The 17,894-nt window shown below is 64.6% G+C and carries 13 protein-coding genes; 7 read left to right on the forward strand and 6 right to left on the reverse strand.

The features are described 5' to 3' along the window. The first annotated feature begins 207 nt into the window (after positions 1-207). The 5 genes from oxlT (BRSPCE3_RS03870) to BRSPCE3_RS03890 all read left to right on the forward strand — a co-directional run bounded on the left by oxlT (BRSPCE3_RS03870) (position 208) and on the right by BRSPCE3_RS03890 (position 6,198). On the forward strand, positions 208-1,503 hold the full coding sequence (gene oxlT / locus BRSPCE3_RS03870) for an oxalate/formate MFS antiporter (protein WP_244064338.1): 1,296 nt from the start codon (positions 208-210) through the stop codon (positions 1,501-1,503). A gap of 240 nt (positions 1,504-1,743) precedes the next feature. Continuing rightward, the gene (gene oxlT / locus BRSPCE3_RS03875; RefSeq protein WP_244064339.1) at positions 1,744-3,060 is read left to right on the forward strand and encodes an oxalate/formate MFS antiporter; all 1,317 of its coding nucleotides are present in this window, start codon (positions 1,744-1,746) and stop codon (positions 3,058-3,060) included. A 320-nt stretch (positions 3,061-3,380) separates the two neighbouring features. After that, the gene (locus tag BRSPCE3_RS03880) at positions 3,381-3,815 is read left to right on the forward strand and encodes a CBS domain-containing protein (RefSeq protein ID WP_021082056.1); all 435 of its coding nucleotides are present in this window, start codon (positions 3,381-3,383) and stop codon (positions 3,813-3,815) included. A gap of 242 nt (positions 3,816-4,057) precedes the next feature. Continuing rightward, a complete protein-coding gene (locus BRSPCE3_RS03885) occupies positions 4,058-5,053 on the forward strand; it encodes a nitronate monooxygenase family protein (protein WP_244064340.1) in 996 nt (331 codons plus the stop codon). Positions 5,054-5,229: 176 nt separating this feature from the next. Further along, complete coding sequence (locus BRSPCE3_RS03890; RefSeq protein ID WP_244064341.1) at positions 5,230-6,198, forward strand: zinc-binding dehydrogenase; 969 nt, start codon at positions 5,230-5,232, stop codon at positions 6,196-6,198. A 123-nt stretch (positions 6,199-6,321) separates the two neighbouring features. Here the strand turns inward: BRSPCE3_RS03890 and BRSPCE3_RS03895 are convergent, their stop codons facing one another. From BRSPCE3_RS03895 to BRSPCE3_RS03905, 3 genes are all read right to left on the reverse strand, one after another. Further along, a complete protein-coding gene (locus tag BRSPCE3_RS03895; protein ID WP_309296290.1) occupies positions 6,322-6,816 on the reverse strand; it encodes a septal ring lytic transglycosylase RlpA family protein in 495 nt (164 codons plus the stop codon). Positions 6,817-7,109: 293 nt separating this feature from the next. Next, positions 7,110-7,961: a DMT family transporter gene (locus tag BRSPCE3_RS03900; RefSeq protein WP_244064343.1), complete on the reverse strand. Its 852-nt coding sequence runs from the start codon at positions 7,959-7,961 to the stop codon at positions 7,110-7,112. 92 nt (positions 7,962-8,053) lie between these two features. Beyond that, positions 8,054-8,650 carry a TetR/AcrR family transcriptional regulator gene (locus BRSPCE3_RS03905; protein ID WP_244064949.1) on the reverse strand — a complete coding sequence of 199 codons (597 nt, stop codon included), beginning with the start codon at positions 8,648-8,650 and terminating at the stop codon, positions 8,054-8,056. A 465-nt stretch (positions 8,651-9,115) separates the two neighbouring features. Between BRSPCE3_RS03905 and BRSPCE3_RS03910 the strand changes: the two genes are divergently transcribed. Beyond that, complete coding sequence (locus BRSPCE3_RS03910; RefSeq protein WP_244064344.1) at positions 9,116-10,504, forward strand: cation-efflux pump; 1,389 nt, start codon at positions 9,116-9,118, stop codon at positions 10,502-10,504. A gap of 192 nt (positions 10,505-10,696) precedes the next feature. Continuing rightward, on the forward strand, positions 10,697-13,018 hold the full coding sequence (locus tag BRSPCE3_RS03915) for a PAS domain-containing sensor histidine kinase (RefSeq protein ID WP_244064345.1): 2,322 nt from the start codon (positions 10,697-10,699) through the stop codon (positions 13,016-13,018). Between the two features lie 8 nt (positions 13,019-13,026). Here BRSPCE3_RS03915 and mdoH read toward each other — a convergent pair whose 3' ends face one another. From mdoH to BRSPCE3_RS03930, 3 genes are all read right to left on the reverse strand, one after another. Beyond that, positions 13,027-15,144, reverse strand: coding sequence for a glucans biosynthesis glucosyltransferase MdoH (gene mdoH / locus BRSPCE3_RS03920; RefSeq protein WP_244064346.1), 2,118 nt, complete (start codon positions 15,142-15,144; stop codon positions 13,027-13,029). Continuing rightward, complete coding sequence (locus BRSPCE3_RS03925; RefSeq protein WP_375709856.1) at positions 15,132-16,613, reverse strand: glucan biosynthesis protein G; 1,482 nt, start codon at positions 16,611-16,613, stop codon at positions 15,132-15,134. The genes mdoH and BRSPCE3_RS03925 overlap by 13 nt, the downstream gene beginning before the upstream one ends. Before the next feature lie 191 nt (positions 16,614-16,804). After that, positions 16,805-17,701, reverse strand: coding sequence for a LysR family transcriptional regulator (locus BRSPCE3_RS03930; protein WP_021082045.1), 897 nt, complete (start codon positions 17,699-17,701; stop codon positions 16,805-16,807). Positions 17,702-17,894 lie beyond the last annotated feature (193 nt).

Consider the following 17,894-nt stretch of genomic DNA (forward strand, 5'->3'; position numbering starts at 1 on the left):
GCGACCTCACATTGAACCTTCGACCAATGGCCCCGATTTTCGGGGCCATTTCTTTGCGCGCTGAATTAGTCTTCTGCAATGCACGCCTGAGTCCTGTGCGGCATATCCGCACGCTGTGACTGCGACAGCTTGAACCTTGGCATATCGGATACCAAGATGGCCATCGCGCGCTCATAAGCAACGACAAGGGGCGCACTGGGAGGATCAATGTCGGACATGGTTCAGGCAACTGCGGCCCCTGCGGCCGCGCGTGTCAGCGACACCTATCGCTGGACGCAACTTGCGATCGGCGTCGCCGCGATGGTGATGATCGCAAACTATCAATACGGGTGGACGTTCTTCGTCCCCGACATCCAGAAGAAATTCGGATGGGATCGCGCGTCGATCCAGTGGGCCTTCACGCTCTTCGTGCTGTTCGAGACCTGGCTGGTGCCGGTCGAGGGCTGGTTCGTCGACAAATACGGTCCGCGCCTCGTCGTGCTGATCGGCGGCATCCTGTGCGCGATCGGGTGGGCGATCAACGCGCAGGCCACCTCGCTCAACGGCTACTATCTCGGCATGATCATCGCCGGCATCGGCGCCGGCGGCGTCTACGGCACGTGCGTCGGCAATGCGCTGAAATGGTTTCCCGACAAGCGCGGACTTGCCGCGGGTATCACCGCCGCCGGTTTCGGCGCGGGCTCCGCGCTGACGGTGGCGCCGATCCAGGCCATGATCAAGGACTCCGGCTTCCAGACCACCTTCCTCTATTTCGGTCTCGGCCAGGGCATCATCATCGTGCTGCTCGCCTTCTTCCTGCTCGCGCCGAAGGCCGGTCAGGTCCCGGCCGTCGTGGCGAATGCCAACATCATCCAGACCCGACGCAACTACCAGCCAACCGAAGTGCTGCGCCAGCCGATCTTCTGGCTGATGTACTTCATGTTCGTGATCGTCGGCGCCGGCGGCCTGATGGTGACGGCGAACCTGAAGCCGATCGCGGTCGACTGGAAGGTCGACAGCGTGCCGGTCACGCTGATGGCGGTGACGATGACGGCGGTGACCTTCGCCGCCACCATCGACCGCGTGCTCAACGGTCTGACGCGTCCGTTCTTCGGCTGGATCTCCGACATGATCGGCCGCGAGAACACCATGTTCATCGCCTTCGGCATGGAAGGCTTCGGCATCTGGATGCTCTATTTGTGGGGCCACGATCCGGTGTGGTTCGTGCTGCTCTCGGGCTTCGTGTTCTTTGCCTGGGGCGAGATCTACTCGCTGTTCCCCTCGACCTGCACCGACACGTTCGGCTCCAAATTCGCAACGACCAATGCCGGCCTGCTCTACACCGCGAAGGGCACCGCGGCGCTGCTGGTGCCGATCGCCAACTACATGCAGCAGTCGTCGGGCAATTGGGACAACGTGTTCATCATCGCGGCCGGCGCCAACATCCTTGCCTCGCTGCTCGCGATCGCCGTGCTCAAACCGTGGCGGAAAATCGTGGTTGAGAAATCGACGGCGATGGCTTAAGCAACGCCACTCTTCGGTTGACGAAAGCGCCCGGCCAACGCCGGGCGCTTTGCATTTTTGCGGCGTCGACGCGAAGGCGGATCAGCCCAAAGTATGCCAGTTTTGCTGCATCGCAGCAGAAAGATGGGCTTGCTTTCTGGAATATAGTATACCAACCTCCGCGACGCGCTTGCGACGATACGCCACAAGAATTGCGACACTGGGTCACAACAAGACCAGGCGCGCTCTCGGGAGGAGTTGATGGTTTCCAGCAATACGGCCGCAACACAAGCACAACCTTCGACCAGCGGCTTCCGCTGGCTGCAGCTCGTCATGGGCATCGTGTGCATGGCGATGATCGCGAACCTGCAATATGGCTGGACACTGTTTGTCGATCCGATCGACGGCGCGCATCACTGGGGCCGCGCATCGATCCAGTTCGCCTTCACGATCTTCGTGGTGACCGAGACCTGGCTGGTACCGGTCGAAGCCTGGTTCGTCGACAAATACGGCCCGCGGATCGTCATCATGTTCGGCGGCGTCATGATCGCACTGTCCTGGGTGCTGAACTCCTACGCTAACTCACTCACCCTGCTCTACGCCGCGGCGGTGGTCGGCGGGATCGGCGCCGGCTCGGTGTACGGCACCTGCGTCGGCAATGCACTGAAATGGTTTCCCGATCGCCGCGGCCTTGCCGCCGGCGCGACCGCGGCCGGCTTCGGCGCCGGCGCGGCGCTGACCGTGGTGCCGATCGCCAACATGATCGCCTCGAGCGGCTACCAGACTGCGTTCTTCGATTTCGGCGTCGGGCAAGGCGTGATCGTGTTCCTGCTCGCCTTCTTCATCCAGAAGCCTTCAGTCACGATCCCGCCGAAGAAGAAGCAGCTCAACCTGCCGCAGACCAAGATCGACTTCACGCCGCCGCAGGTGCTGCGCAGCCCGATCTTCTGGGTGATGTATCTGGTGTTCGTGATGGTCGCATCCGGCGGCCTGATGGCCGCGGCGCAGATCGCGCCGATCGCGCACGACTACAAGATCGCGACGACGCCGGTCTCGCTCGCCGGCTTCCAGATGGCCGCGCTGACCTTTGCGATCTCGCTCGACCGCATCTTCGACGGTTTCGGTCGGCCGTTCTTCGGCTGGGTCTCCGACAATATCGGCCGCGAGCACACCATGTTCATCGCGTTCGGCACCGGCGCGCTGATGCTGCTCACGCTCTCGACCTGGGGCCACAACCCGCTGGTGTTCGTGCTGGCGACCGCGGTCTATTTCGGCGTGTTCGGCGAAATCTACTCGCTGTTCCCGGCGACCTGCGGCGACACCTTCGGCTCGAAGTTCGCGACCACCAATAACGGCATGCTCTACACCGCGAAGGGCACCGCCGCGCTGCTGGTGCCGGCCGCGAGCATCGTTGCCGCCAGCTATGGCTGGCAGGCGGTGTTCGTGATCGCGGTCGCGCTCAACGCCACCGCGGCGCTGATGGCGCTCTTCGTGATCAAGCCGATGCGCCGCGCCTTCATCAACGGCAACGAGGCTGCCGCCGAAGCCGAGACCGCGGCGAACGCCAAGACGGCGTGACAAGACGGCTTAACAGACGGCCTGACAAGACGGCCTTGCAACGACCACCCGATCAGGACCGCATGGTCCCGATCCCTCCCCGGAGACTGATGGAGGCGCACTTCGGTGCGCCTTTTCTTTTGGGGAAACAGGGATACCAGATGCCAAGATGCCAGAGGTCGTCCGCCGGCTTGGACCCTCGCAGCGACTCACAATCGTCCGAAACGTCAGCAAACCTGCCTATTTAAGCTGTTCCAGGGTGGTAGATTCCTGTAGCGCCGCGTTGACAATTGGCATTTTGTATACCAGAATCCTGTCAACGATAAACCAAGGAGGTTGCCATGCAAGTCGGAGATATCCTGCGCAAGAAGACCCCTCGCGTTGCCACGGTTCGCATGAACGAGACGGTGGCGATCGCCGCGCAATTGATGCGCGCCAGCAATATCAGCGCGCTCGTGGTCAAGGATGTCGTTCGCACCGAAGGCAACACCGCCGTCGGCATGTTCACCGAGCGCGACGTGGTGCGCGCGATCGCCGAGCACGGTGCGGCCGGCGCCGGCATGAAGGTCTCGCAGTTGGTCTCGGTGCAGCAGCTGGTGTCGTGCACCTCGAGCGACACGCTCGAGCACATCCGTCATCTCATGACCAAGCACCACATTCGCCACGTGCCGGTGATCGACAATTACAGCCTGATCGGCGTCGTCAGCATGCGCGACATCGCGGCCGCGTTCGACGAGGAAACCGCCGCTTCGAAGAAGGACGCCGTGCCGGCGTAACAAGCATCTCGGTTGTTGTGTTCTCAGCCAGGCGCTGCGTGTTCGATCGGCAGCGCCTGAACAAGTGAAAGACTTCTGCCCCGCCCTCGCCTGAACGCCGGCCCCGCCATTTCCGCATGGGCGCGCCGCAGGTCGCCGGTAGACATTTGCCGGACAGGACTGCATCCTTCCTTCGACATCCAAAAACAGCACCGTGCGCGGCCGTCCGCGTCGCGGAAAATTCCGATGGAAACGAGGGCAGAATGATCAAGACACGCTTCACCGAAATGTTCGGCGTCGACCACCCGATCGTGCAAGGCGGCATGCAATGGGTCGGGCGCGCCGAGCTGGTGGCCGCCGTCGCCAATGCCGGCGCGCTCGGCATGATCACCGCGCTGACCCAGCCGACGCCGGACGATCTGCGCAAGGAGATCGCGCGCTGCCGCGAGCTCACCGACAAGCCGTTCGGCGTCAATCTCACCATCCTGCCCGCGATCAAGCCGCCGCCCTACGCCGAGTATCGCCAGGTCATCATCGAGAGCGGCATCAAGATCGTCGAGACCGCCGGCAACAAGCCGCAGGAGCATGTCGACGAGTTCAAGAAGCACGGCATCAAGGTGCTGCACAAATGCACCAGCGTGCGCCACGCGCTGTCCGCCGAGCGGATGGGCGCCGACGCGATCTCGATCGACGGCTTTGAATGCGCCGGACATCCCGGCGAGGACGACACCCCCGGCCTGATCCTCATCCCCGCCGCTGCCGACAAGGTGAAGATCCCGATGATCGCCTCCGGCGGCTTCGGCGATGCCCGCGGCCTGGTCGCAGCGCTCGCGCTCGGCGCCGAAGGCATCAACATGGGCACGCGCTTCATGTGCACCAAGGAGAGCCCGATCCATCAGCTGGTGAAGGAGCGCATCGTCGCCAATGACGAGCGCGAGACCGAGCTGATCTTCCGCACCATGCGCAACACCTCGCGCGTCGCCAAGAATGCGATCTCGACCAAGGTCGTGCAGATGGAGAAGGAAGGCGCCAAGTTCGAGGACGTCCGCGAACTGGTCGCCGGCGCCCGCGGCAAGATGGTCTATGCGACCGGCGATGCCGACGAGGGCATCTGGTCGGCCGGCCAGGTGCAGGGCCTGATCCACGACATCCCGTCCTGCGCCGAGCTGGTGTCGCGCATCGTCCACGAGGCCGAAGCGATCATCCGCGAGCGGCTGGAGGCGATGATGTCCGGCGCCAAGCGCCAGGCGGCGGAGTAAGCCCGAGCGGAGCACGAGTGTTATCCGCCACCCTGAGGAGCGCGTAGCGCGTCTCGAAGGGTCGACGGCCACCAGTCGGGCCGTTCATCCTTCGAGGGCCGCCGAACAAGCGGCCACCTCGGGATGACGGAATTCAGAGTCATCTCGCATTCGACGACAGCAACGAGAACAAGCCCATGAAAGCGTATGTCTACGGAGCCAACGGCCCTGAAATCACCGACGTCGCAAAACCCGTGCCGAAGGGCACCCAGGTGCTGGTCAAGGTGCATGCCTGCGGGCTGAACCGCGCCGATCTCGGCATGACCAAGGGCCACGCCCACGGCGCGGCCGGCGGCGTCGGCACCGTGCTCGGCATGGAATGGGCGGGCGAGGTCGCCGAGCTCGGCCCCGACGCCAAGGGCGTCAAGGTCGGCGACAAGATCATGGGCTCCGGCGGCGCGGCGTTCGCCGAGTACACGCTCGCCGATCACGGCCGGCTGTTCCGCGCGCCATCGAACATGAACTTCGACGAGGCCGCCACCCTGCCCGTCGCGCTCGCCACCATGCACAATGCCGTCGTCACCAATGGCGCCTTGCAGTCGGGCCAGACCGTGCTGATCCAGGGCGCGAGCTCCGGCGTCGGCCTGATGGCGATGCAAATTGCAAAGCTGAAGGGCGCCAAGCTCGTCGTCGGTTCATCGACCGATCCGATGCGCCGCGGCCGCTTGACGGAATTCGGCGCCGATCTCGCGGTGGATTCGAAGGATCCCGGCTGGGTCGATCAGGTGTTGCAGGCAACCGGCGGCGAAGGCGTCGATCTGATCGTCGATCAGATCTCAGGACCGGTCGCCAACCAGAACCTGAAGGCGACCAAGGTCAAGGGCCGCATCGTCAATGTCGGCCGGCTCGGCGGCACCCATGGCGACTTCAATTTCGACCTGCACGCCGCGCGCCGCATCCAGTATATCGGCGTCACCTTCCGCACCCGCACGATCGAGGAGATCCGCGCGATCTTCGACGAGGTGCGCAAGGACATCTGGCCCGCGGTCGAGGCGCGCAAGCTGCAGCTGCCGATCGACCAGGTCTACAAGTTCGCCGACATCGGCAAGGCGTTCGAGCACATGGAAGCCAACAAGCACCTCGGCAAGATCGTGGTGACGCTGTAGGTGCGAACTCCGTCGATTGACATCGTCATTGCGAGCGAAGCGAGCAATCCATGCCACCGCGTACCGAGATATGGATTGCTTCGTCGCTTCGCTCCTCGCAATGACGAAAGCGCATCCGAGCGTTCAGCCGGCCGGTCCGGGAACCCAATAGTCCCCCGCAAGCGGGCTGACCTTTACGTCACTAATGACTCCGCGCTCCAGGCTTGGATCGAAATAGCGCATCGTCCGCTCATTGAGGTCAATGATGCGGCCAGGCCGTAGCGGCCCCACGTCGTTGATCTTGACGATGACCTTCTTGCCCACAGCCTCGACGAGGGCATATTTCGGCCTCGCGCCGAATTGGACCCCACCGAACTTCTGACGCAAATTCGTCTTGATGGCAGCCGCCCAGACCGAGCGATCATAGCGCTCGCCGGAGGCTGTGCTGGGACCGCCCTCCTCCTTGCCGGGCTTGAACGGATCGTACATGGAGGCTGCGCCTACGATCGCATCGCCACAGGCGGCATTGACGACGGCACTTGAATGAACCGAATTGCTTTCACTTCGAGCGGCGGTGCCAGACACGGCAAGCGCAACCAGGGCGCCGCAAGTTGCGGCGCTCAAGCCGAACAGCATCATAACTCCTTGACTGATTTTTCTCGATCGTTCGGTTCCGATTCCGCGCGACATGGTCGAGGCAACGCGGAGGCGTTCGCTCGTGCCATTCCCTTGCGGATTCCTGCCAATTCCGGCGATGGAACCATTGTGGGAACCACGTGGTCCCACACAGTGTTTTAGTTCTCGCCGACTAAGACAGAGATTGCGTCAGCAGCATGACTGGATGGAACCTGCTCGACAGCGCGGAAATGGCATCGGGCGTCACCTGACGATGGGTTTCGCTGCGCTCTACCCATCCTACACACCGATCCGCCTTACGCGCTCGGCCTCACCTGCGTGATGGCGACGCCGGAAATCGCGAGCAGCCCGCCGACAATCAGCTTCGGCGTCACCTGGTCGCCGAGGAACATCACGCTCGAGATGAACGCGAACACCGGAAGCAGCAACCCGAACGGAGCGACGCGGGCCATCGAGCAGCGCGCGATCAGCCAGAACCACAGGCCGAACCCGACAATGCCGCCGATGAAGATGGTGTAGGCGAGCGCCAGCCAGCCACGTTGATCCGCCGTGCCAAGGCTCGCGAACTGTCCATATTCCAGCAGCAGCGACATCAACATCACCTGCGGCACGGTGAGCAGCGACGACCATCCCATCAACATCAGCGGATCGAAAGGGCCATAGCGTTTCGTCAGCACGGTGGACACCGCGAATGCGAAGGCGGCGGCAACCACGAGCAGCAGCGGAAGCGCGTTCGCGGACAGCCCCGGCCCCGCTGCCAGCACGACCACGCCGACGAACGCCAGCACCACGCCGGCGGACGTGACGAGCGACGGCCGTTCCGCGAGCAGCGGCCAGGCCAGCAGCACGGTGAACGGTGGGGCGAGTTGATAGGCGACGGCCGACAGGCTTCCCGAGCCGAGCCCAAGGCCGACATAGAACAGCCCGAAGTTCAGCCCACCGAGGAAGACCGAAATAGCCGCGACAGGACCGAGCTGTTGGCGTGTCGGCCTTTTGACGAACGGAACAAGCAGCAGCGCGATGGCCAGGAAGCGCAGTCCGAGGAAGAACAACGGCGGAAACTCGGTGACGCCGATCTTGATGACCACGAACTGATAACCCCAGAGCAAGGGAACGGCCACCGCGCAGACGATCTGGATCGCAGACATGGCATCTTTCCTTTCAAGACCGATCGGTCCATATATCGGCGCGCCGATCGCGCGGACGTCCGGAGGACGTCAAGGGTCATTCCAACAGTTGCTTATTTGACGAAGCGATCGAGCAGCGCGTCAGCGGTGGCTTGCGACGTGGTGCGCGCCGGCGCCGTTTTGGCGACCACGCGCAGCCCCCAAAGGAAACAGATCAGAATTCGGGCGGCACTCGAAGGCTCGACGCCATCGGCCAATCTGCCTGCGGTCTCCGCACGAGAGAGTGCGTCGGCCACCCTGGCCTCCATGATCTTGAAGAAGCTCGTGAAGCGACGGCCAACCTCGGCATCCTGGCCGGCCAGTTCCATCGCCGTCGCCACCAACAGGCAGCCGCGCCGGCCGTTGGCACCGCACGTGCGCTCAACGTAACCGGCAAGGTAGGCCCGCAGGCCGTCGAGCGGATCCCTGCGGGGGTCGAGTTCATCATCCATCCGCGTCAGCGCATCGGCAATGTAGCGATCGAGCGCGCGCAGGAACAGTGAGTGCTTGTCGCCGAAAGCGGCGTAGAGGCTGCCGCGCGAGAGTTTTGTCGCGCGCAGCAGATCCGGCAGCGCCGTGGCGTGATAGCCGCGCGACCAGAACACATTCATCGCGCGTTCGACAGCGGTGTCCACATCGAAACTTCGCGGGCGGCCACGGGGCGACCGCATGGTGGTCTGGCGGATCATCGCCGATATATAGACCAATTGGTTCATATATCGCAAGTGTCGTTTCAGGTCTCCCTTCGTCATTCCCCGGTGCGCAATTGCGCACCGGGGGGCCCGCGTAGCGAGAGCCCGGAATCCATTCCGCCACTTGTCTCGCGGCGCGATGGATTCCGGGCTCGCGCCAAGAGGCGCGCCCGGAATGACACGTGGATCGGACGTCGTTGCGTTGGATACACCTCATATCCAGCGTCGTCCTGGCGAAAGCCAGGACCCATTACCCCGAATTCGGGTGGTGACGCGACGCAGTGGCCACAGCTCACCTCTACAACACAACCCTGTGGTGATGGGTCCTGGCTTTCGCCAGGACGACGGCGTGACCTTGATACGATGATGCAATTGCAAGTGAGTGGCGATTGCGCGTGAAGAACGACACTTGATGTTCACGGATGGCCTGCTACACCGCCGCCCATGAGCTCTTCCAGCACCAGCGCACCCAACACCAAGACATCCGTCGCCGCGATCTCGATTCTTGCCAGTGGCAGCATGGCGCTGGCAAAATTCGTCGTCGGCGTCGCCATCGGTTCGCTGGCGCTGATCTCGGAGGCACTGCACTCGACGATCGACCTGGTCGCCACCATCATCACCTGGGCGGTGGTGCGGGTGTCGGACCAGCCGGCCGACGCCGAGCATCATTACGGCCACGGCAAGTTCGAGAGCGTGTCGGCGCTCTTCATCATCGCCCTGCTCTATGTGCTCGCCGGCGGCATCCTGGTGCAGGCCTACAGCCATCTGCGCGAGGGCGCGCCGCCGCCGTCGATCTCGGCCGTCCCCTTCATCGTCCTGATCGTCGACATCGGCGTCAATTTGTGGCGCGCCCGCGCGCTGCATCGCGCCGCGCGCGACACCAAGAGCCAGGCGCTGGCCGCCGACGCGCTGCATTTCGCTTCCGACGTGATGGGCTCGAGTGCCGTCATCGTCGGCCTGGTACTGGCGGGCTTCGGCTTCTGGTGGGGCGATGCGGCCGCCGCTATCGCGGTTGCCGTGATGATCGCCCTGCTCGGCCTGCGGATGGCGCGCGAGACGGTCGAGACCCTGCTCGACCGCGCGCCGGAAGGCGCGCTGGAAAAGGCCACCGCGGCCATCAAGGCCGTGCCTGGCGTGGTCGAGGTCGATCGCCTGCGGGTCCGCATGGTCGGCGCCACGCATTTCATCGACGCCATCGTCGCCGTGCCCCGGACCTATCCGATCGACCGGGTCGAGGACATCAAGCGCCGGGCGCAGGCCGCGATGACCAAGACCTTCGGCGACGCCGACCTCACCTTCACCGCGGTTCCGGTGGCGCGCGACAATGAGAGCGTGCGCGAGCGCATCATGGTGATCGCGCGCAATTCCGGCCTCGCCATCCACCACGTCACCGTGCACGACATCGGCGGCAAGCTGATCGTCAGCATCGACCTCGAACTCGACAGCGACATGGCGCTGGACGCCGCGCACGACATCGCCCACGAGCTCGAGCGCGCGATCCGCGAGGATTTTGGCGAAGACGTCGAGGTCGACACCCATATCGAGCCGCTCGAGCCGGAGCTGCCGTGGGGAACCGACGCCGCGCCCGGCCGCGTCGAGGCCATCAAGACCGCGCTGACCGGCTTCGCCGATGGCGGCGCGATCCACGACATTCATAATGTGCGGGTGCGCAACACCGACGCCGGCGAGATCGTCAACTTCCATTGCCGCGCCGCGCCTTCGATGAGTGTGATCAAGGTGCACGAAAGCGTCGACGAGATCGAACGCAAGATGCGCCGCGCGTTCCCCACCGTGAAGCGTGTGATCAGTCACGCAGAGCCGGCGCGCGCGTAATTCTACGGAGCCGTTCTCCTTTCGGACTCGGTTTGCGCATCCCGATTCTGTTTTTGACAAGAATTATTTCGCATTAACGAATCGTTGACTCTCGACAGTCCCGGAAATCTGGATTCAAATGATCATGATTCGGATGCATCGTGGGGAGCATCCGATCCGGTTAAAAATCAGCTTAGAGCGGGGGTCTAAGGCATGGCGCGCGCGCATGCAGCGAACGCGTGCGTCCAATCCGATTCGATCAAGGGATTGGCGCAGTCGATCGCGAAACCGGCCTATCACAGGCTCTTGACGGCCGAGCCTGCACTGCGCCGCGCTGTGCCTACTCTGATCATCGCCTTCCTCATCACGATCTGCCTCGGCGCCTTCGTCCAGGTGATCGACCAGAACCGGCAGAAGCGCGGCGCGATGAAGCGTGACCTCGCCGCGCTCTCCGACATCCTGGCCGAGCGTCTCGATCGCCTGACCTCGGTGCGGCGCGACCGGCTCGGCAATATCGAGCGGATGCAGGAGCTGCTGCCGGACCTGATCCCGTCCTGGGGCGCAGCCTACGGCCGCCACATCATCATCACCAGCGCCGATCACCGCGTGCTGGCGCGCGTGCCGATCGATGGCGCCGGCGAGAACGACCGCATCCTCGACATCGTCTCCACCGCCCAGCTCCTGATCGCGCCGGGCCAGCAGGGCACGGTCAGCGACATGACGCTGCCGAACGGCACCGGCGCGCTGGCGATCTCGCAGCTGGTCAAGTCGCTGCCCGGCCAGGTCGTCGTCATCCAGGAGATGAACGAGCCGATCTGGGGATCGGACGCCGCGCTCTCGGTGACGCTGTCGGCGACGACGAGCTTCGTCGTCCTGATCCTCGGCTTCGCGTTCCACTGGCAATCGACCCGCGCCCGCGAGGGCGACTTGATCAACGACGCCGTGCGCGGCCGGATCGACACCGCGCTCAATCGCGGCCGCTGCGGATTGTGGGACTGGGACCTGTCGCGCGGCAGGATCTTCTGGTCGCAATCGATGTTCACCCTGCTCGGCCTCGATAGCCGCAACGACCTGCTCACCTTCGGCGAAGTCAACGCGCTGGTGAATTCCGACGACATCAACCTGTTCGACATCGCCGAACAGCTGATCTCGGGCAAGATCGATCACATCGACCAGAGCTTCCGCATGCGCCATGTCGGCGGCCATTGGATCTGGCTGCGCGTGCGCTGCGAGCTCAGCCACGCCGCGGCCGACAGCGGCCTGCATCTGATCGGCATCGCCATCGACGTCACCGAGCAGAAGAGCCTCGCCGAGAAGTCGGTGGAAGCCGATCTCCGGCTGCGTGACGCGATCGAGACCATTCCGGAGGCCTTCGTGCTCTGGGATGCCGATGACCGCCTGGTGCTCTGCAACTCGCACTTCCAGCGGCTGCACAAGCTGCCCGACAGCGCCGTCGCCCCCGGCACCTCCTACGAGACCGTGATCGAGGTCGGCAGCATGCCCGAAGTGCGCACCCGCCTGCATGAGAGCGGCGTGCCGGCGCCGGGCGCGCGGACCTTCGAGGCCCAGCTCGACGACGGCAGCTGGCTGCACATCAGCGAGCGCCGCACCAAGGACGGCGGCTACGTCTCGGTCGGCACCGACATCACCCGCATCAAGGCGCACGAGCAGAAGCTGGTCGACAACGATCTGCGCCTGCGCGCCTCGGTGATCGACCTGCAGCGCTCGCAATCCGAGCTGGAGCGGCAGGCGGTCGAGCTCGCCGACCTCGCCGAAAAATACTCGCAGGAGAAGACCCGCGCCGAGGACGCCAACGCCGCGAAGTCGAAATTCCTCGCCAATATGAGCCACGAGCTGCGCACGCCGCTCAACGCCATCATCGGCTTCTCCGAGATCATGGGCTCCGGCCTGTTCGGCACGCTCGGCTCGGACAAGTACGAGGAGTACTGCCACGACATCCTGACCTCGGGGAAATACCTGCTCGAGGTCATCAACGACATTCTCGACATGTCGAAGATCGAGGCCGGCCGCATGAAGTTCGACATGGAGCCGCTCGACCTGTCCGGCATCCTGGGCGAATCCCTGCGGGTGGTCTCCGGCCGCGCCGAGCACAAGGGGCTGTCGCTGGAATCGGATATCGAAAGCACGATCTCGGTCGTCGCCGACCGCCGCGCGGTCAAGCAGATCATCGTCAACCTGCTGTCCAACGCCGTGAAGTTCACGCCGGATCACGGCCGCGTGCTGGTGCGCGGCCAGATGCTCGATGACTCGATCGTGCTCTTGATCGCCGACAGCGGCATCGGCATCGCGCCGGACTCGCTGCGGCGGCTCGGCAAGCCGTTCGAGCAGGTCGAGAGTCAGCTCACCAAGAGCTACCAGGGCTCGGGCCTTGGCCTTGCGATCGCGCGCTCGCTCACCAATCTGCATGGCGGCTCGATGAAGCTGCGCTCCAAGCTCGGCGTCGGCACCGTCGTCCGCATCACCCTGCCCCGCGATCCGCGCTCGCTGCAGACCAGGCTGCCGGAAGCGGCCTGAGCCCCACGCTACTTCGCGAGTAGCCCTTCCAGCAGCGCGGGATCGCCGAGAACGGCCAGCGTCTCGCGCGGCGTGAGATGGCGGGCGGCCTCGTCGAAACTGTCGCTGGCCTCGATCCGCGCGCGGGCCACCGCGAGGTGAAGATCGATCTCGCCCGGGCCGCCGCGCCGCGCCGGCGGAAGCGACGACAGATGACGGTGCAGCAAGCCGGAATCCTGCCGCAGCGTCGCCAGCGCGGGCGCCGACGCGCGAGCCGGTGCCGCCGCCAGTTCGTTGGCGCGGACCAGCACGCTCGGCGGCCCGCTCTCCTCCGGCGTCACGAACAGCGCGCGCATCGCGGGCCTCGCCGTCCAGGCGCCGATCGGGATCGCGAACAGCAGGCCTGATATCACCGGCGACATCCACAGCAGCAGCGGCAACGACACCGCCCAGGCGCTGATCGCCATCGCGACGCCGCAGGCAGTCGGGACGCCGTACTTCCGATAGAGCTCGCGCCGCTCGACCGCGCCGTCGTCGCGCCGCTGCGTCTGCCAGCCGGCATCGCGGCCGAGCAGGATCTCGACCACGGCGATCGACTGGAACACCATCATGACCGGCGCGATCATCGCAGAGATCAGCAGCTCGGCGATGACACCTGTGAACGTTCGGAATCCGCCGCCGAATTGCCGGCGCGTGTCCGAGCGCGTCAGCAACAGGATGAAGCCGAGCAGCTTCGGCACGATCAGCAGCGCCATGGTGAGGCCAAACACCCAGGCGGCGAGCACGGGATCCTGCGCCGGCCAGTTCGGGAACAGCGAAAAACCCTTCGGAAAATATTCGGGGCGAATGAAGCGCGCCTGCAACGAGATCAGGATTCCGAGCAGCAGGAACGACAGCCAGAGCGGCGCGGTGATGTAAGAGCCGATCCCGGTCATGAAATGCAGCCGCGAAATCCAGTGCAGGCGGCGCGTGGTCAGCACCGCGAGATGCTGCAGATTGCCCTGGCACCAGCGCCGGTCGCGCGCGGCAAAATCCAGCAGCGACGGCGGCACCTCCTCAAAACTGCCGCCGAGCACCGGCGCCATGTAGATGCCCCAGCCGGCGCGCCGCATCAGCGCCGCCTCGACGAAATCGTGGCTCAAGATATGTCCGCCGAACGGCTTGCGGCCGGTGAGCTCGGGCAGCCCGGCCTGCTCCGCGAATGCCTGGATCCTGATGATGGCATTGTGGCCCCAGTAATTGCCCTCGGAGCCGTGCCACCACGCGACGCCGGCGGCGACCATCGGACCGTACAGCCGGCCGGCAAATTGCTGCAGCCGGCTGAACAGGCTGCGCGCGTTGACGATGACCGGCAGCGTCTGCAGCAGCGCCGCCTGCGGATTGCTCTCCATGGCATGCACCATCCGCACCATGGTGTCGCCCGACATCAGGCTGTCGGCGTCGAGCACGATCATGAACTGGTAGGCGCCGCCAAACCGCGTGACCCATTCACCGACATTGCCGGACTTCCGCGCGGTGTTGTCGGCGCGATGCCGGTAGTAGAGCCGCCCGCCGCAGGCATCGCTGAGCGCGAGAAACGCCTGCTCCTCCGCGATCCAGATGTCGGGATCGCGGGTGTCGCTCAGCACGAACCAGTCGAAGCTTCCGCCCTGCCCGGTCGCTTCGATCGACTCATGGATGGCGCGCAGGCGCGCCATCAGTTGATGTGGATTCTCGTTATAGGTCGGGAGCAGCACCGCGGTCCGGCTCGCAAGCTGCGGCAGCGGACCATCGTCGCGGATCGGCAGCGCGTTGCCCTTGCGCCGAAGCAGGACGAAGAAGCCGGCGAGCGCCGAGGCGAATGAGAACGCGATCCAGGCGAGCAGCGCCACGAACAGCACCAGCACCATGCCTTCCATGATCGTCACGCCGCCGACCTGCACCACCATGTACATCTCGTAGGCGCCGGCGCCGGTCAGCGCGACCGTCAGCAGCAGCACGAACGCGCGGCGCATCAACATGCCGGCTCCAACCGACACCGGCGTGCGCACCGCGCGCGGCGGCTGGCCGAGATCGGCCGCCGCCATGGCCAGCGGACTCTCCCGCGGCAGGAAGCCTTCGGCCGCTGCCGCGACGTCGGGACGAGGCGACGTGACTATGGCGCCCATCGATAGACCCAGATCTCCGAGAGCGGCTTGTCGTCCTGCGCCAGATGGGCGCGCAGCTCGATCGGGTCCTTCTTGACGGCGCACTGGAAGCTGAGCCGCCATCCGCCGGTATTGGGGTTCGGCTGCGTGACGATGTTGGTGATCTCGGCCTTCTCGGCCGTCACCACGCCCTTGATGTTACCGGGATCGATCCCCTTCAGATTGTCGCCGAACAGGTCGAGCACGAACAGCTTGCCGTTCTCGCCATGCGCGCCGATGCCGGTGCGCGTAAAGCGCGCGAGCGAATGCGGCTTCGGCGCGTCAGGTCCCCAATGCAGCCGATAGGTGAGATTGGTCTCGCTCTTGGCCTTGAGCGGCACCTTCGGCCGCCAGAACGCGGCGATGTTGTCGTGGATCTCTTCCTTGGTCGGAATCTCGATCAGGATCACCGCGCCCTCACCCCAGTCGCCGATCGGCTCGACCCACAGGCTCGGACGCTTCTCGAAGCTCGATTCGATGTCCTGATAGGCGAAGAAATTCTTCTCCCGCTGCATCAGCCCGAAGCCGTGCGGATTGATGTCCTGGAACGTGCTGATCTGGAGGTCGCGCGGATTGCTCAGCGGACGCCACAGGCTCTCGCCCTTGCCGTTGTAGATCGCGAGCCCGTCGGAATCGTGCACCGACGGCCGGAAGTCATCGACCTCGTTGCGATCGTTGGGCCCGAAGAAGAACATGCTGGTCATCGGCGCCAGACCCGCGTGCTCGAGATCGGCGCGCGGATAGAGCGATGCCTCGACATCGAACACCGTGGTCTTCCCCGGTCTGATCGTGAAGCGGTAGCTCGCCGCACAGCTCTTGCTGTCGAGCAAGGCATGAATCACCAGCGAGGTGGCGTTGGGCACCGGACGTTCGAGCCAGAACGCCTTGAAGAACGGAAACTCCTCGCCTTTCGCCTCACCGGTATCGATCGACAGGCCGCGCGCCGACAGGCCGTAGGTCTCGTCCTTGGCGACGGCGCGGAAATAGCTCGCGCCGAGGAAGACACAGACCTCGTCGTGATAGTCCGGCTTGTTGATCGGCGCGTGGATGCGGAATCCGGCGAAGCCGAGATCGGTCTCGGTGAACGCCGGCACGGTCTCGCCGAACGAGAACATGTCCTTGCCGTATTTGACTTCGCTGACCTTGCCCTCGGCGACCTCGAAGATCTGGACCTTGTTCTTGTAGGCGAAGCCGCGGTGGAAGAACTGCGCCTCGAACGGCAGCTTCGCGCCGCGCCACAGCGCGCGCTCCGACGCGAAGCGGATCGAGCGGTACTGATCGTAGGTCAGGTCGGTCAGGCCATTCGGCAACTTCTCGTCCGGCGCCTCGAACGACTTGGCTGCGAGGTTGCGGGCAAGCTCCCTCACCATCGAGGGGTTGAAGGGTGCATCAGCCGTGTTCCCTGCCGCGGCGGCCTCCCGCTGCGGCAAGAGCATCAGTGCCGGCAACATGGCCGATCCGTGGAGTAACTGGCGACGATTCAAATCGGCTCCTGCTTGCTGACCGGGACGCCGCAATGAAACCGCTCAGCCGCCGCTGAGTTCCACGATTGCGAGAAGCGCAGGACGATTGCCTCGCCGCGCGCCGAGGCGCCGCGATCGTCCGGAGGGGAACCGTCGTAGAAGCGCCTCGATTGCCGCGCTTACGCGCTCTCCAGCTTCGGCGCGACCTCGCGCGCGACCTGCACCAGGGCTGCGATCAGCGGCGTCATCGGATCGCGCTGCGGGATCACGAGGCCGATGCTGTAGTCGACCACCGGATCGACGATCGGAATGCTGCGCACGGCATCGGCAAGGCCGAGCGTCTCGGCGAGCTTGGCCGGCATCACGCTGGCCCAGCGTCCGGTCTTCACATGGGTGTAGAGCACGAGCAGCGAGTTCGACGTCAGCGTCGGTGTCGCCTCGGCGCCGACCGAGGTCAGCGCGCGGTCGATGATGCGGCGGTTCTGCATGTCGGGCGTGAGCAGGCAGAGCGGCACGGTGCCGACTTCCTTCCACGTCACCTGCTTGCGGTCGCCGAACATCGCATCCGGCGCCGTCAGCAGCCGGTAGCTCTCATTGTAGAGCGGGATGGTGCGGACCTTGCCGATCGGCTCGTTCTCGATATAGGTCAGCCCGGCATCGACCTCGAGATTTTCCAGGAGGCCGAGCACGTCGGCCGACGTGCACGACTGGATGCGGAAGCGCACATCGGGATGACGCGCGCGGAACGGCGTGGTGAGCGAGGCCACCATGCCGAGCGCGGTCGGGATCGCGGCGATCCGGATCTCGCCCGACAGCTTGTCCTTGAGGCTGTTGATCTCCTGCTTCATCGCCCGCGCGTCGCCGACGATGCGCCGCGCCCAGTCCAGCGTCCGTTCGCCCTCCGGCGTGAAACCCTGGAAGCGGGATCCGCGCTGCACCAGCATGACACCGAGGATTTCCTCGAGCTGCTTGAGACTGGTCGACATGGTCGGCTGGGTGACCCCGCAGGCCTCCGCAGCACGGCCGAAATGCCGTTCCTTGGCCAGCGCCAGCAGAAGTTCCAGCTTGTCGATCAAGGTTCAAACCCCTTCCGAAAACGGCCCCCCAAGCGGCAGCCCGATACGTCCATAGGTAGCACGATCAGGGTGCGATCCCGAAATCCAAAGCGCCCCGGAAGTGCGTGATTCCAGACCATTATTGCAATCCCGGATCGATCGATTTGGCAACGCTATTAATCGCGTTTCGCAATCGCCGCATGAGACAGCTTTA

It is taken from the genome of Bradyrhizobium sp. Ce-3 (genome assembly GCF_022835695.1).
In the GTDB taxonomy this organism is placed as follows: Bacteria; Pseudomonadota; Alphaproteobacteria; order Rhizobiales; family Xanthobacteraceae; genus Bradyrhizobium.